General features: G+C 57.8%; 14 protein-coding genes. 9 read left to right on the top strand and 5 right to left on the bottom strand.

The window, feature by feature from the left end; all coding sequences use genetic code 11:
* Positions 1-14: 14 nt before the first annotated feature.
* From AC07VG_RS23175 to AC07VG_RS23215, 9 genes are all read left to right on the top strand, one after another.
* Positions 15-320: a colicin D domain-containing protein gene (locus tag AC07VG_RS23175; RefSeq protein WP_495021942.1), complete on the top strand. Its 306-nt coding sequence runs from the start codon at positions 15-17 to the stop codon at positions 318-320.
* Positions 317-595, top strand: a complete 279-nt coding sequence (locus AC07VG_RS23180) for a colicin immunity domain-containing protein (protein ID WP_495021943.1) — start codon at positions 317-319, stop codon at positions 593-595. Before AC07VG_RS23175 ends, AC07VG_RS23180 begins: the two co-directional genes overlap by 4 nt.
* 322 nt (positions 596-917) lie before the next feature.
* Positions 918-2,000, top strand: a complete 1,083-nt coding sequence (locus tag AC07VG_RS23185; RefSeq protein ID WP_495021944.1) for a YncE family protein — start codon at positions 918-920, stop codon at positions 1,998-2,000.
* 661 nt (positions 2,001-2,661) lie between these two features.
* Positions 2,662-3,753, top strand: a complete 1,092-nt coding sequence (locus AC07VG_RS23190; RefSeq protein ID WP_495021945.1) for an ABC transporter substrate-binding protein — start codon at positions 2,662-2,664, stop codon at positions 3,751-3,753.
* 24 nt (positions 3,754-3,777) lie between these two features.
* Positions 3,778-7,500: an ATP-binding protein gene (locus AC07VG_RS23195; protein WP_495021946.1), complete on the top strand. Its 3,723-nt coding sequence runs from the start codon at positions 3,778-3,780 to the stop codon at positions 7,498-7,500.
* A gap of 237 nt (positions 7,501-7,737) precedes the next feature.
* On the top strand, positions 7,738-8,151 hold the full coding sequence (locus AC07VG_RS23200; protein WP_495004260.1) for a hypothetical protein: 414 nt from the start codon (positions 7,738-7,740) through the stop codon (positions 8,149-8,151).
* Positions 8,151-8,546, top strand: coding sequence for a hypothetical protein (locus tag AC07VG_RS23205; RefSeq protein ID WP_495021947.1), 396 nt, complete (start codon positions 8,151-8,153; stop codon positions 8,544-8,546). Before AC07VG_RS23200 ends, AC07VG_RS23205 begins: the two co-directional genes overlap by 1 nt.
* The gene (locus tag AC07VG_RS23210) at positions 8,543-9,235 is read left to right on the top strand and encodes a hypothetical protein (protein ID WP_495021948.1); all 693 of its coding nucleotides are present in this window, start codon (positions 8,543-8,545) and stop codon (positions 9,233-9,235) included. The genes AC07VG_RS23205 and AC07VG_RS23210 overlap by 4 nt, the downstream gene beginning before the upstream one ends.
* Before the next feature lie 100 nt (positions 9,236-9,335).
* A complete protein-coding gene (locus AC07VG_RS23215; RefSeq protein WP_495004263.1) occupies positions 9,336-9,743 on the top strand; it encodes an Lrp/AsnC family transcriptional regulator in 408 nt (135 codons plus the stop codon).
* A 50-nt stretch (positions 9,744-9,793) separates the two neighbouring features.
* On the opposite strand, the gene AC07VG_RS23220 is transcribed toward AC07VG_RS23215, so the two are convergent.
* Genes AC07VG_RS23220 through AC07VG_RS23240 form a run of 5 tightly spaced genes read right to left on the bottom strand, consistent with a single transcriptional unit; the run spans position 9,794 to position 14,177 of the window.
* The gene (locus AC07VG_RS23220; RefSeq protein WP_495021949.1) at positions 9,794-10,477 is read right to left on the bottom strand and encodes a phenylalanine--tRNA ligase beta subunit-related protein; all 684 of its coding nucleotides are present in this window, start codon (positions 10,475-10,477) and stop codon (positions 9,794-9,796) included.
* Between the two features lie 4 nt (positions 10,478-10,481).
* A complete protein-coding gene (locus AC07VG_RS23225) occupies positions 10,482-11,699 on the bottom strand; it encodes an ATP-grasp domain-containing protein (protein WP_495004265.1) in 1,218 nt (405 codons plus the stop codon).
* A 12-nt stretch (positions 11,700-11,711) separates the two neighbouring features.
* On the bottom strand, positions 11,712-12,893 hold the full coding sequence (locus AC07VG_RS23230; RefSeq protein WP_495004266.1) for an MFS transporter: 1,182 nt from the start codon (positions 12,891-12,893) through the stop codon (positions 11,712-11,714).
* An 8-nt stretch (positions 12,894-12,901) separates the two neighbouring features.
* Positions 12,902-13,216 (bottom strand): Rieske 2Fe-2S domain-containing protein, encoded by a 315-nt coding sequence (locus AC07VG_RS23235; protein ID WP_495021950.1) that lies wholly within the window; start codon positions 13,214-13,216, stop codon positions 12,902-12,904.
* Positions 13,217-13,229: 13 nt separating this feature from the next.
* Positions 13,230-14,177 carry an iron-containing redox enzyme family protein gene (locus tag AC07VG_RS23240; protein ID WP_495021951.1) on the bottom strand — a complete coding sequence of 316 codons (948 nt, stop codon included), beginning with the start codon at positions 14,175-14,177 and terminating at the stop codon, positions 13,230-13,232.
* Positions 14,178-14,493 lie beyond the last annotated feature (316 nt).

Below are 14,493 nucleotides of genomic sequence, written 5' to 3' on the forward strand. Positions count from 1 at the left end.
TGCCTGTTGTACCCATGGTATTTTCTCAAAGGCAACTCGATCGAAAATTCAAACATGCAGTTGATTTTGGTGTTGTGACAACTAAAAAGAATACTCAGACTCTTAAGGTATATGAGGCGAGTATTAGGCGGCATATGGGGGCGCCAGAAACCGTTCAGAAAGGTACTTACGGTTTTCTTAAAGGTTCAAAGGTGTATTTTAATCCGGGTACAAATAATGCTGTGGTGATGAGCGAGGCTGGAGAATTTGTTACTGGGTTTAACTTGAAGCCGCAAACGCCTCAGTTGATACACTATCTTGGGAATGGAGTGTTGCGATGAGCTTTGAACTTCTTGCTTTTGCAGAGTCTTTTGTTTCTGGAAAGCTGTCAGCAGATCAGTTTTGTGACGATTATATTGATCGGTGGAGGCTCGAAAGGGATACTGATGTGATTTTGCAGGATGACCCGGTTTTAAGTGGGTGTTTGTCTAGCATATTTTGTGCGGTCGATATGTATGCCCCTGATACTGACAGATTGGAGTACGAGTTTGATAGTGAGCGCTTACGAGATGAAATAGTAAAGCTAATTGAGGCTTACCAGCGTGGCGAGTACTGAAACTGTATTTGTAAAAATAGCCATTTAAGTGAGTGTCGTAGATCCCGCAAGTGGGAATGTTTCCTAAAAATCGCATCATCTGCACACGTGAGCATTTCCAATGTTGACACTGTGGACACTGATAGCCGAGATTGACTCGGCGGTCGAGGTTGCCTGGCGGGCCGGCACCTTGTTTGAGATCAAAATGCCATAAACGTAACAATGATGGTCAAGGCTGTGACGCTCTGAACGAATGTGAAAGGGTTAGGCGCCCCAGTTGCTCGGGGCGGTTTATGGATGCAAATAAAAACAACAGTACCCGAAGATCCTCAGGAGAAAACACATGGTGCAGCGAAAACTGTTGGGTTCCGCAACTGCAATATTGGTCATGAGCCTCGCTGCTTCAGTCAGTGCCGCTGAACTGAAGCAGATCGGCACACTGGTGGTTCCGGGCGAACCGCTCAACGGTTTCGACATCAGCTACGTCGATCAGGCGAGCAACCGTTACTATCTGGCCGATAGAAGCAACAAGGCTGTTGACGTGTTCGATGGCGCCAGCGGCAAGATGGTCGACCGCTTGCCCGGCGGATTCGCGGGGCAATTAAAGAGCAACGATGTGTCCGGTCCGAACGGCGTCGTTGTCGTTGGCGGCGAAGTGTGGGCCGGCGACGGCGACAGCACGGTGAAGATCATCGACCTCAAGACGAAAAAAGTCACCGATACCCTTTCGACCGGCGGAAAAGCCCGGGTTGACGAGATGGCCTACGATCCGAAGGCCCACGTCGTGATTGTCGCCAACAATGCCGACGAGCCGCCGTTCCTGACACTGATCTCAACCAAGCCAGGCCACAAAGTCGTGGCCAAGATTCCCTTCGAGGACGCCACCGACGGGATCGAGCAGGCTGTCTACGATGCCGCGACAAAAAGGTTCTATGTGTCGATTCCAGAGTTGAAGAAGGATAAGGCCAAGGGAGCCGTCGCCGTCATCAACCCGGACAGCGGCAAGCTCGAGAAACTGTTGCCGGTGAGTGACTGCCATCCCAACGGACTGGTGCAAGGTCCTGGCGCAAACCTGCTGTTAGGTTGCAACGCCGGCAGTAAGGACAGCGGTCTGCCGCCGGTATTCGTCGTCATGAAAACCGACGGCTCGGTGGTCAAGGTCATTCCAGGCCTCGGCTCCGCCGACATGGTCACCTACAATTCGAAACTCAAGCAATATTACACCGCCTCGCGCGGTATGCCGGACGGTCCGGAACTCGGTGTCATCGATGCGAAATCCAACACCCTGGTCCAACGTATAAAGCTGCCCGGCGGCAATCCGCATTCGGTTGCAGTCAGCGAAAAAAATAATCACGTCTTCCTGCCGCTCAACGCCAAGGACGGTGGCTGCAATGGTTGCGTGGCCGTGTTCGCACCAGGTAGCTAACGCCATCCTAGAGCTACCCTTGATTATTCCGATCTTTTCAGTGCCCAGTACTGGCTTGAAATCAGAGTCAGTACGGATATCCCTCGAAATGTTCTTGGATTTCAAGATGTTTAGAGTCGCCGTTGCTGACTCTGATTTCGATCGGGCCCGGCCACAAGGTCGTGGCCAGGATTCCGTTTGAGGCCGCCACGGACGGGATCGAGCTGCCCGGCGTCAGCCCGTATTCGCTGGTAGTCAGCGAGAAAAATAGTCACGTCTTCCTGTCGCTCAACGCCAGGCACTTCGGTACACGGGCCATCGACTATTTGCGGAAAGAATCCAGGTTGACGTCATTTTTCCCACGCGGCGGGAGCGTTGAGACTATGCTCAGCGCTAATGTAAACACTGCACTTTTTCCAGTTGTCGGCCGTCCAGGAAGGAGTCCGTATGTATTTAGCGCTTCATATCCAGCTATACCCCATTGCCTTTATCGATAGCGCCTCCCGGGATCCGGCCAGCAGGCGGCACCATTATTGATGGTAATGGTTAGTCACATCGTGCGATCCCCCGCTGACGCTGCAACTCTAGTGATCGAGAGCGACCGGCTTCAAACCGGATCCAGCAGTCGCTCGAGGCTGCCGGCAGGTGCCGGTGGTAAATCCCAAGCCCGATGGAGAACAGCATGAACGCTAAATCGATCGAGAAAATCTTGCGTCGCTTCGTCGGCGGCCTGACCGGGCTGGCGATGGTTGTCGCCATTACGGCCCAGGCTGCCGACGGCGGCATCGCCAATGGCCCTACCGCAAGCAAACGCATCGCCTTCAGCAACTCCTACGCGGGCAGCGATTTTCGCAAGGTGATGGTGCGCAACTGGCAGGAGGTTGCGGCCACGGCCAAAAAGGATGGCTTGATCCAGGAGGCACCGGTGGTCAGCGCCAACAACTCGGCGTCGGAACAGGCGGCGCATATCCAGGATCTGATCGTCCAGGGCGTCAACGCCATTGTCATCCTGGCCGCATCCGACACCGCCCTCAATGGGGTGATCCAGGATGCCTGTAACGCCGGCATCGTGGTGGTCGTCATGGCCAGCCTGGTGACCGAACGCTGCGTCTATACGGTGGACTACGACTGGTCCGCTATGGGCCGCGTGGAAATGGACTATATCGCCGAGCGCCTCAAGGGGAACGGCACGCTGCTGGAGATCCGCGGTATTGCCGGCGATGCCACCGATCAAAACATCAGCGACGGTATTCACAAGGCTGCTGGCGACTACCCGGGGCTGAAGTTCGCCAAGACCGTGTACGGGAACTGGACTGCTTCCGTCGCACACAAGGAGGTGGCGCTGGCGCTGCCGTCGCTGCCGAGCATCGATGCCGTCGCTACTCAGGGCGGTGACGGTTATGGCGCGGCCCTGGCGTTCAAGGCGGCGGGACGCACCTTGCCGATCATCGTGATGGGCAACCGTCAGGACGAACTCGCCCTGTGGAAACAGGAACGCGATGCCAATGGCTATGAGACCGTGTCGGTTTCTGCCTCCCCGAGCGTCTCCCAGGTGGGTTTCTGGGTAGCCCAGCAGATTCTGGCGGGCAAGCAGGTGCCGAAGTTCGTCGAGGTGCCGCTGGTACGCATCGATGCGAAAGACCTGGATACCTGGCTCGCCACTATGCCGGTGGGCGCCGCCGCCAATCCCTCCTACAGCCAAGCCGCCGTCGTGGCGATGATCGACGCCGCCATCAACCATACGCCGCCTCTGCCGAAGGTTGCGACGCCGTAGCGGGGAGTGAGGAGGCGAGGCTCCATGTTGGCATTCAAACCCGCCAGGGACAGGCCTATTGCCGTCAGGATCGGGCTGGCGGTCGCCGCACTGGTGTTCCTGATGCTGACGGTATCGCTGGTGGACCTCTACGGGTTGCGGGGCATGGAACGTGCGGTGGATTCCGCCAGCCATTCCGCAGAGATCCTGGTCTCGGTCAACGCGGCCACCGGGCGGGTGGAAAATTTTATCGCCAGCCGTGACCAGGAAAGCCTGTCCCAGGCCGAAGCCATGGTGGCGACCGCGATCGCCGGTCTCACCACCATTCCGGCGACGGAGGCGGAATCGCTCAAGGGCAGCCTGGAGAGACTTGCCGAAGCGATCGCCACCTTGCGGGCGGCGACCCTGACCATGGATGGCGAAACGGAGAACATGACCGACCATTATGGCCGGATGCGAGAGGCGACGATCCTCGTCGAACAGGGCATCGCCGATGGGCTGAAGGGGCTTGACTCCCGCATTGCCGACCACGAGGCGCAGGTGAGCAACATCGAAAGCGCCCATCGCATCCTGGATATCCTGCGCAATGGCGAACGGATTGTCATTGCCAATGTGGCCAAGGTGTTAGCGACCGGTGATGGGGCCGCCGCCACCGGGGCGCGCGACGCCTGCGCGGCTCTCCCGCCCGTTGTCGAGCAATTGCGTGAGGTGATGGACGCGCCGCAGGCGGGAGAGACCCTCGACCAGTTGGCCGCTGCGGTCGCCGCGGCCAGGCTGGCGGTCGAGCACCTTGACGAGGCACCCAAGCTGCGGGGAAGCGAGACCTTGCAGCATCTCGCCGTTGTCGGGGATACGCTCGAGCGCCTCGAGGCGAGGGTGGGCGAAGCGAGCCAGCACGTGGCCCATGACGCAAACGACATTCAGGCCGCAACCGGTTTGCTGCACAATGCCTCCGCGTTGTCCAAGCGTTTCGCCGAGCGCGTCGCCACCCTGGAGGCGCAGACCCTGTCGTTCCGCCTGTCACCATCGGCCGAGGTCGCTGGCTCCGTAGGCAACCTCCTCGATGAGCTCTCCCGTCTCTCCCGCGTTCTCCCCTCGCCCGGAGGATTGCAAACCCAAGCCGCGCCCCTCTCGGTCTACGACCAGATTGCTGGCTACCGGGCAGCATTCGTCAAGTTCCATCAGGCGAGCAACTCTTTGAGCGCCGCGCGCGATCAGGTGCGCAACGAGGCACGAAGTGCCGGCCAACTGGTCGCGGGCTTCGCTGGCGAAGCGCGCTCCGACGCAGTGGTCCACAATGATCGCGGCATGCTGGCGACGGTGATCGCAGGCACTGTCGCCATCCTGCTGGCTGGCGCCATTGCCTGGAGCACGTCGCGGTTTGTCGCGCAACCCATCGTGGTCCTGGCCTCGGTCATGCGCCGGCTTGCAGCCGGCGACCTGAACGCCGAGATCGCCAGCGCCGAACGCGGCGACGAGATTGGGATCATGACCCGCGCCGTCCGGGTGTTCCAGGAGAATGCCCTGCGTATCCGGGTGCTGGAGGCCGAGGCCGAAGCCGAACGACAGCAGGTCCAGGCCTCTTTGGAAAGAATGGTCGCCGAACGGACCGACACGCTGCACCAGCAGACCGAGGTACTGGAGGCGCAGGCCGTCGAACTCATTCAGGCGCGCAACCAGGCCGAGGCGGCGAACCAGGCAAAGAGCGATTTCGTCGCCACGGTCAGCCACGAACTGCGTACCCCCCTGACCCTCATTCTCGCCCCCCTGGAGCAGCTCACGGCGGCGAGCACGCCGCCGACGGACTGGCATGCGCAACTCGACCGGGTCCAGCGTAACGCGCTGCGCTTGCTGAACCGAGTGAACGACATTCTCGACTTCTCCAAGGCCGAAGCGGGCAAGTTTGAGTTGTGTCCGGCGCCAGTTGACTTGAACAAGACGGTTGGCGCGCTGGCCGACGATGCCGCCATGGTGGCCGAGGCCAAAGGCTGCACCTTGACCTGGTACATCGATCCCGCGCTCGGCACGGTGTTCCTGGACCCCCGGCACTTCGAGAAGATTCTTCTCAACCTGGTGAGCAATGCCATCAAGTTCACGCCCGCTGGCGGCACCGTGCACCTGGTGGTGACCCCGCTCGATGGCGAGCGCTTTGAACTCGTGGTGCAGGACTCGGGCATTGGCATTGCGCCTGACAAACTACCGCTGCTGTTCCAGCGTTTTTCCCAGATCGACAACTCGGCCACGCGCCACTACAGCGGCACAGGCATCGGTCTCGCCCTGGTCAAGGATCTGGCTGAACTGATGGGCGGTGAGGTCGGCGTCAACAGCGAGCCTGGACGGGGTTCGTGCTTCTTTGTTCGACTTCCGCTGGGGGCAGAGCAAAACACCGTGCCGGCCGAAGCCGGCAATCTGCACGAGCGATCGTCACCGAGCACGACGAGCAGTACCGAGCAACGCCACCTGCGTTTCGACGACGGCCACCCCGGCAGTAGCAACGAGCGACCTTCGACGGACGAGGCTACAGGCGACGAGCAGCATCCGGAACAGGTCTTGCGATCCCGAGTACTGCTGGTAGACGACAGTCCGGAAATGCTCAGCTACCTCAGCGAGCTTTTGCACAACGACTACGTCGTCACCACTGCGGCGGATGGAGAGCAGGCCTGGGCACTCCTGCAGCGTCGCTCCATCGATGTCGTCGTCTCGGATGTGATGATGCCGAAGCTCGACGGCTTTGGTCTGACCGCCAGAATCAAGTCCAGCGCCGGTTTCGCCCATTTACCCGTGATCCTGTTGACCGCCCGCGGCGGCAGCGAGGCCAGCGTCTCCGGGCTGGAGAGCGGCGCCGACGACTATATCGCCAAACCGTTCTCGCCGCTGGAGCTCAAGGCTCGCATACGCGCGGCGCTACGCATGAGCCAGATACAAACCGAACTGCATGCAAAATCCCGTCAGGCTGGCATGGCCGAGATCGCCAATAATGTGCTGCACAACATCGGCAACGTGCTCAACAGCGTGAATGTCTCGGCCGATGTGATCAGTAGCCAGATGCGCACCTCCAAGACGCAGGGACTGACCAGGGTGGCTCATCTGATGAACGAACACGTCCATGACCTGAGCGATTTTCTCACCGGCGACCAGAAAGGAAAGATGTTGCCCGAATACCTGCTCAGACTGGCAGTGGTGGTGACGGCGGAGCAGCAGGGCATCATCGAAGAGCTGGAGCAGCTTACCAAGGGTATCAACCATATCAAGAGCATCGTCGCTGCCCAGCAGTCCCATGCCGGTAACGTCAATGTCGTCGAGACAGTGCCGGTCGAGGAATTAATCGATGATGCCTTGCGCATGAATGCCGGATCACTGGCGCGCCACGAGGTGACGGTGGTCAAGGACGTTGCCGACTTGCCCCTGCTGCCGCTGGACCGGCATCGGATACTGCAGATTCTGCTGAACTTGATCCGCAACGCCCAGCAGGCATTGGACGGCGTGGTTGATCGCAGCCCGAGTATCACGCTCGGCGCCGTCCTCGCCGACGGGCCAGTATTGCGCATCACGGTGGCCGACAACGGCGACGGGATTACGCCGGAAAACCTGACTCGCATTTTCTCGCATGGCTTCACCACGCGTAAGAACGGACACGGTTTCGGCCTGCACAGCTGCGCGCTAGCCGCGCAGGAAATGGGCGGTAGCTTGGCTGTGCACAGCGACGGGGCTGGACAGGGCGCAACCTTCACCCTCGATATTCCCGTTGATGCCGCGCAGGATGAGTAAGGCCGCATCCACACCACCCAGCAGCGTGCCACGCTGGCGGTGAATCAAGTTTTGCATGGCGTGGCACTCGAGCGTTTTCCGAGCCAAGGCTTATTTAAAAAACGTTATTCGAAAAAGGCTCAGTGAGACTCGCTCAGCAGTGTCGAGCAACAGGCTCGCCTTGCGGCCTTCAACGCGCTAGGCGTATTGCCGCTGGCTATTGTTCCCGCCGCTGATGTGTCCGCGGCACTGGAGAGTATGCATCTCAGCCCGGCGGCAACTGCAGCGCTGGCGAAGGAACTTACCCTGCACCTGCCCGCGGCTACGCCGTCAGCCGATATGCAGCAGGCGCCGCGCGGCACAGTGGCCAGCAGCAGTGCTATGCCATCTCCTGCCACTCAGCCGGCCATCCGTTTTGCCTGGGTCACCTTATGGGACTCCGATGTGGAGGACGGCGATGCCGTGCGTATCCAGAGCGCTGGTTATTTGAGGACGATCGTGTTGACCAGGCAGGGCATCACCTTTGCGATACCCGTTCCCGCCGATGGAAAAATAACCCTCACTGGTGTCCAGGATGGCGACGGTGGTGGCATCACCGTCGGTTTGGGGTCAGGTGGCGTGCCGATCATGAGCGTCGGCCAGACACTCACCTTGAACGTCAAGGTCAACTGATGCGCTGGCTGAGCTCGTTGGCGATCCGATTAGGCCCGGTTGCGTTTGTTGTGATGGCGCTTGTAGTTGTCGCGCAATTCTGGATACAGCATCACCCCAACAGCGCTGATGTCGCTCACTACGGACGGGATGTCGCCCGTGTCACGGCGCTTGAAATCGAAGCCATGATCCAGGGCTATGGGCTGGATGTCGCGGTTGGTGGTATCGACTCGGATATCCTCGTCGACATGATGCGTCGTCAGCAACGGCTGGGAAGCGGTGCATCGTCACGTGATCTGGTACGAGCGGTTGAAGAGTCAATGGCCGACACGCTGATCGATGCTCGAGAACAGGGCCACACGAAGGTGGTATTGCTCTCGGTTGATGGTCACGTTATCGCGAAGCCCGAACTATGAATCCAGTTTTGAGCGATGGCAAAACCGTGTTCAAGTCGCTATGGGCGCGTGCGCCCTGGTGGCGTACCTGTTTGATGGCTGCGACGTTTCTCTCGGTGGTGGTGGTGTTTTTCCCACCAGCCATAGGGGCGACGAATCTAAATGCACCGCATGCCCTTGCGGAGCAGGTGGATTATCGACCGCAGCGCAACCCGGCAGCTCCGCTTCCGCTACTGGCCGGGGGTATGACGGCGAAAGGCGTGACTTATCCGCAGGACTTCATGGTGGTGAGGTTCTTTCGTGCGGAAAAATGGGGACTGCTTGAAGCCAACTATTGGTTCAGCCCTGAGTTGGAGGGGATTAAGTCCAACAGCGTACCGTCTTTCCATGAGTCCGACTGGGAGGCGAGGAGTATTTCCCGGTTTCCTGAAAAACAGGGCTATGTGGGTAAGCTGAAGAATTGGGGCGCTGCTTTCTGGCCAAGGTTTCAACAGGCTTTTGTAGCAGGCAGGCCGTCGAACAATTCCGTCGGAAGCTGCTGCGGTGATGGAACACCGAAAACGGCCGGCCCAAGTGCCTGCGGTCACTTCACCACGTCAGCAGCAGTCAAACGAACGGATTTAAGCTCACCTCGGTGTTCCCCACGGGGTAAAATCTGCGACGTTGAGCGGTTGGTTACCTTCAAGTCCATGGTAAAGCCACCAGTCTGACCTTTGGGGCCGTGCTAGCCAGTGCGGCCAATGGTATGTGTGATCGGTAATGAATGTCTGCTATAGAAAAGATAAATGTGGGGGCGGCAGAGTGGACAAGGTGGATGAACTGATAATTGCTGCGTTGAAGGATGACTCCAGGGTCAGCCTGGCGCAGCTGGCGCGACAAGTTCACAAGTCTAGAACCGCTGTGGAGTCGCGCGTTCAAAAGCTGATCGATAAGGGCATTATTCTGGGCTTTACCATCAGTGTTGCTGAGGATGATGAAGCACAGCAATCAGCGTTTTTGATGTTGAAGCTCAATGGCAGTAGTTGCCATCTGGTGTTTCCGAAGATCTATCAGTATCGCGAGGTGGTTCACGCCTATTCGCTGTTTGGCGATGTAGACATGATGCTCGACATTAAATACAGGAATTTTGAAGAACTGATGGTTTTCAAGGAAAACCTGCTGAAGATCGAACATGTGAGTGAAGTGGTGGTAAACCCCGTACTGAAGGCCTGGCGCTAGAAATGCAGCCGCCGCCGAGGTCCGCGGCGGCGGCTACATGTTCCCTGAGGTTAGCCGCATTCCAGATCATGTACGGTTTCGAGAAAGTAATGACTCAAGGCTGGCATTCTCTGGCGAAGGGTGTCGACCAGTTCTTCAATCACCGCCTGATTGAACTCGAACGGCGTGTCGTCATGTCCCAATACCACCACCAGCAGGTTTGACGACTCTTTCGTCAGCCTGAAATCATGGGCATCGGCGTCTACTTTGCCGATGCTCGCCAAAGGCACGTCACCGCAGGTATAGACGATATCCCCGACGGGAATCGTGACGTCCTTCTTGGCGAAGAGCGGGCGGAAAGCCCTGGGTTTCTCCGAGCGCATGACGTAAATATCATCCTGCTGATGATAGGTGTGCACGCCGATGCTGACCCCATGCCGAATCGCTACGGCGTTGTAGGCATCCACGATATTGTTGATGGGATGGACGCCTTTGGCGATGAAGCGCCGGAGCAGTTTTTCGTTGGCACTGACGGTGTTTTCATAACCGAGCTTTTTAAGCTGCTTGGCAAAGCCGTCGTAAATGATGTTCGAGTCCAGCTCGTTCAGGTGGGAGGCCACGTGATTCAAGTTGTTTTGCAGGACGTCCACGAAACTCTGATCATCAGACACCGTAATGTCTTCGATCACGGCGGCGCAGGCATTCTTGATGCCCAGGTCACTGGCGGACTTTCTTATGATCAAGCGACTTTTCATAAATTCAACACCATAATTTTTTGCGTAGATGGTCGGTACTGATGTCCAGTTGCAGGGTCGAGGGATGCTGCAACCAGAACAGGCCCGGGCAGGTGGCGAAGTCGATGGTGATCGGGGTGGTGTCGCCTGGGCTGATGAAGTACCGGTGACCGCAATAGGCAACATCCTCAACCGCGCTCTGCAATACCTGCGGCGCCGGCGCGCGGAAGGTGCGGCTTTGGTCGGAGCAGAAGAAGCCGATCCGGCCATGGCTGGTTTGGCTGACAGCATCAGCCTGGGGGCGTGGGCGTTCCAGATAGCAATCAATGGCCAGCGACAGCAAGTCGGGCTGGTACACCTGTTGAAACAGCTGCGGCGCGATGCCGCCGTGCAACCGTCCACCGGCTTCAATCATCACCGGACCGGCATCGGACCAGATGATTTCCATGTGAATCGGGCCGACCTTGATGCTCAAGGCCGCTGCCGCTTGGCGGGCATAGTCGATCAGGGGTTGCAGGTCCGGTGCCTGGGGATCGAGGGTGTCCAGGCTTTCGTAGACAAACATGCTGCCGTTTTTCTGAATCTTGGTGTATTTGCACACCGAGGCAATAATGTACGTTCCCGCAAACGCGACCATATCGACGACGTACTCCGGGCCCGATACGAACGGCTGCACGATAAAGCCGAGGTTGATTTCTCCCAGGTCATTCTTTTGCTGCCAGGCCGCGTTGTTCAGCGCGGCTTCTACTTCATTCTTGCCTTGGGCAAACACCACGCCCTCGGTGGCTGCCGAATTCAGCGGCTTGACCACGTAGGTGGCGGTGGGATCCAGCGAGGCCACCACTTGCGCAATGCGGCTCGGCGAACTCAACAGCTGTGAGGCAATGTTTGCCAGCTGGTGTTTTTTCAGGGCCTGTTGCATGGAAAACTTGTGGCGACGAAGGTCGCTGGTGATTCGGCTATTGCCCGGGATATCGAGAATTTCCGTCAGGTAATCGGTGAGGTAAATCGCCGTTTCACACCCGGCGATCACCGCGCTTGGTTGCAGATTCGCCAGGGTGGTCAGCAGGCTTTCCTCCCAGTAGTGAACCTCCTGGAAGTTTTCCCTGACCAGGTCATTACTGAAGTGCTCGGGCAAATCGGGCGTGGAGATCACGGCAATGCAACGCACGCCCTGGGCCTTGAGCAAAGGGGCGTAAAGTTTGCCCGTGGAGAACGGGTCAACAATCAGTACGGTTTTCAAGTCTTGTACTCCTTATTCAGCGGTGGCGGTGGCCGTGACAGCGGGTGTGAGATTCCAGGCCAGTACGGCAACTGCCAACAGGGCGGCGGAGACGATCATCAACAGGCGTGCCCCTTCGAGCCCGAGGAATCCTGCTGTGGTAAAGAACGTCAGAATCATCGGCGCCGAGCCACTGACCAGCAGGTAGTAGAGCGAGCTTTTGGTGGCGATGACGTCGGCTATCCGAGCGTTAGGCGCGGACTCAATCAGGGTTTTACGCAGCTGGATCCGCAGGCTGTTGATACAGAAGCCCAGCAGAAAGGCGGCCGCCATCATCATGTAGAGGTTCTGGAAATAGACGATCGCCACGTCGGCCAGGATTACCAGCAAGACGACGCTGTAGCTATTGAGCTTGATACGTGGCAACACCGCCGCGCTGAATGCCCCCAGGCCGGCGAGGCCGCTGGCGATGCCAAACAGGGTCGCGTTCCACTCATTGAGCTTTTGAAAAACGATCGGCACCAGGCTGTTGAACGCGCCGATATGGAAACCGATCATGCTCAGTACGATGATCAGGATGTACAGGTTGCGCGGCAGGTGCAGTGGCTGTGCGGTGTTGATGTCTGCCGCTTGTTCGTGCATGTCGGCAGTGGGTGTCGCGGCGATAAAGAGCATGGCCACCAGGGAGAGGATCGCGCCCAGGCTGATGATTTGTAGGGTTTGGTTGACCGAGAACCTATCCACAATCACCCCGCCCAGCAGGGCGCCGCCGAAAGCGCCGAGCTGGATGGAGGTTTGCATCAGTCGCGACGAGGTGTCGCTGTTGGTCAGGCCGGCGAGCACCAGCTTGGTGTTTTTTGATTCCAGGGTACTGACGGTGAAGTAGTCAGTGACACCCACCACAAAGGCAATGGCCAGGAAGCCGATCGGCAGCAGGGCGGCGTCGGTAAACGAAAGGCCCAGGACCGCGGCGAATGCTGTCAGGCGAATGTACAGCAGCCGTTTCATGCTCAGTTCAATGGTGAAAAACTTGCCGATGTACTGTTCGCACAAATAAGGCACCACCGTCGCCACGCACAAGGTCGCACCGACCAGGAACGTCGAACCGGTGGTCTCCAGGCCAAACCAGACCATGGCAATGACGATCGCCATGTCCAGGCCGGTAAAGAGGGTTACGATCGAGTAGAACGCCGCAAGTGTTGATTTATTAGTCATGAGATCCATCAATCGTAGCGAGAGAGTTTAAGTAAAGGCACACACCGGTCGGTGTCACCCACGACGGTACTGATCCGGTTTCTGACACGGACGGTGGGCAGGGACTTCTTTTCCAGGTTGCACACCTTGTAAGCGTTGTCGTGCCACGGGCAGATCACACTCTGTCCGTCACTGCTCACTTCGCCCATGTGCAACGGGCCACCTCGATGGGGGCAAGCCGTTGGCAATAGTTGGGTTGAATAAGCGTGGCGCTTGAGAAAGTAGGTTTTCTCTTCCACGGCTACATAGTTGGTGTGGCTGATGCTCAGGCTGATGGCTTTCATTGGGCTGGCTTACTCAAATGGCCGTGACGGTGTAAGTGCAGGACTTGCTGGTGACGTACGTGCCATGAATCATCCCTTTGGGAATCGCGACGCCTTCTCCGGCCTTGAGGCGAATGGTCAAATCGGGGCTGGCGATAAAATCCAGCTCGCCCGACTCGACCCAGAACAACTCATCATTCGGGTGGGTGTGTAATACCGACAGTTCATGTTCGGATTCGGTAATGGTCAGGTCCACCGGCTTGCGGCCCTGGAGGGCCGCGGCCTGAGCACGATGTTCGTCCATCTCGTCATGCCATTTGATATGGGCATAGAGTTCTTCGTCGGCGATCTCCTGAAGCAGCTTGAACTCTTCAAAACCGCGGATTAGGTCGGGGATTATCTTGTTACCGAATTGCTCGATCATGGGAATGATCAGGCGCTGGAGGGCCATTCTTCCGTGATGGACATCGATGTGTGAATGTTCATCGAAGTATTCGGTGGACACCGTGCCGTTGAAGATGGTCTTGATGGCGCGGGACTGATGCTTGGTCGTCAGGGCCAGCGTGGCTTCGGTGTAGTACATGGCGCCGATATACCGGAACAGCTCGCCATGGTTCGCCGAAACGTAGTGGAAATAGTTGGTGAGCGATAGCGAGCTGGGGGTATAGAACTGCCAATAGTGGTGCACGTGATGCGACATGCCCAGGTCCTTGAGCATGCCTTCAAAAATGCTGCTGTGCTTTTTTTTGTCGATGCCGTAGCCGTACTCGTCAATCAGGATCTTGAACAGTTCGCTGGTGTAAACACCGGCGTTGCCCAGCACATTGCGGGCCATGGCCGAGGCTTCACTGAGAAAGTCGCCTGCGCATTGAGCCATGAAAAACCTGGCCGCACGTTCTGGCTGACGGCTGGTGGTCAGCACCTCATAGAGTTTGGATTCGGACTGGGCAACGTCATCCAATACCTTATCGGTATGGGCCACGAAGGACTCGCTGTGCCAATAGATGTTGGCTGTTTGCAAGCTGATCGCTGGTCAGGCCGGTGCTGATGATTGATTCATTGACGTCCTGCGGCCTGGAAGGTCGCTGATACGGGCTAGTTGTATAGAACGTGCGAGGTTGAGCAAAGGCATTGGCGCGACAGTAGTGGGTCAGCGCTTCGGCATCCGAACTTAAGATAAAGCTTGTCGAGTCGTCTGAAAGCTTAGTTGTCCATAACATAAGTGGTGCCTTTCCATGGAGTTGTTTGATAGCCAGATGCTATAGCTTTGGTTTTTCTAAAGACAGATTAAAAATTGT

It is taken from the genome of Pseudomonas sp. GW821-FHT03C07 (assembly GCF_059420925.1).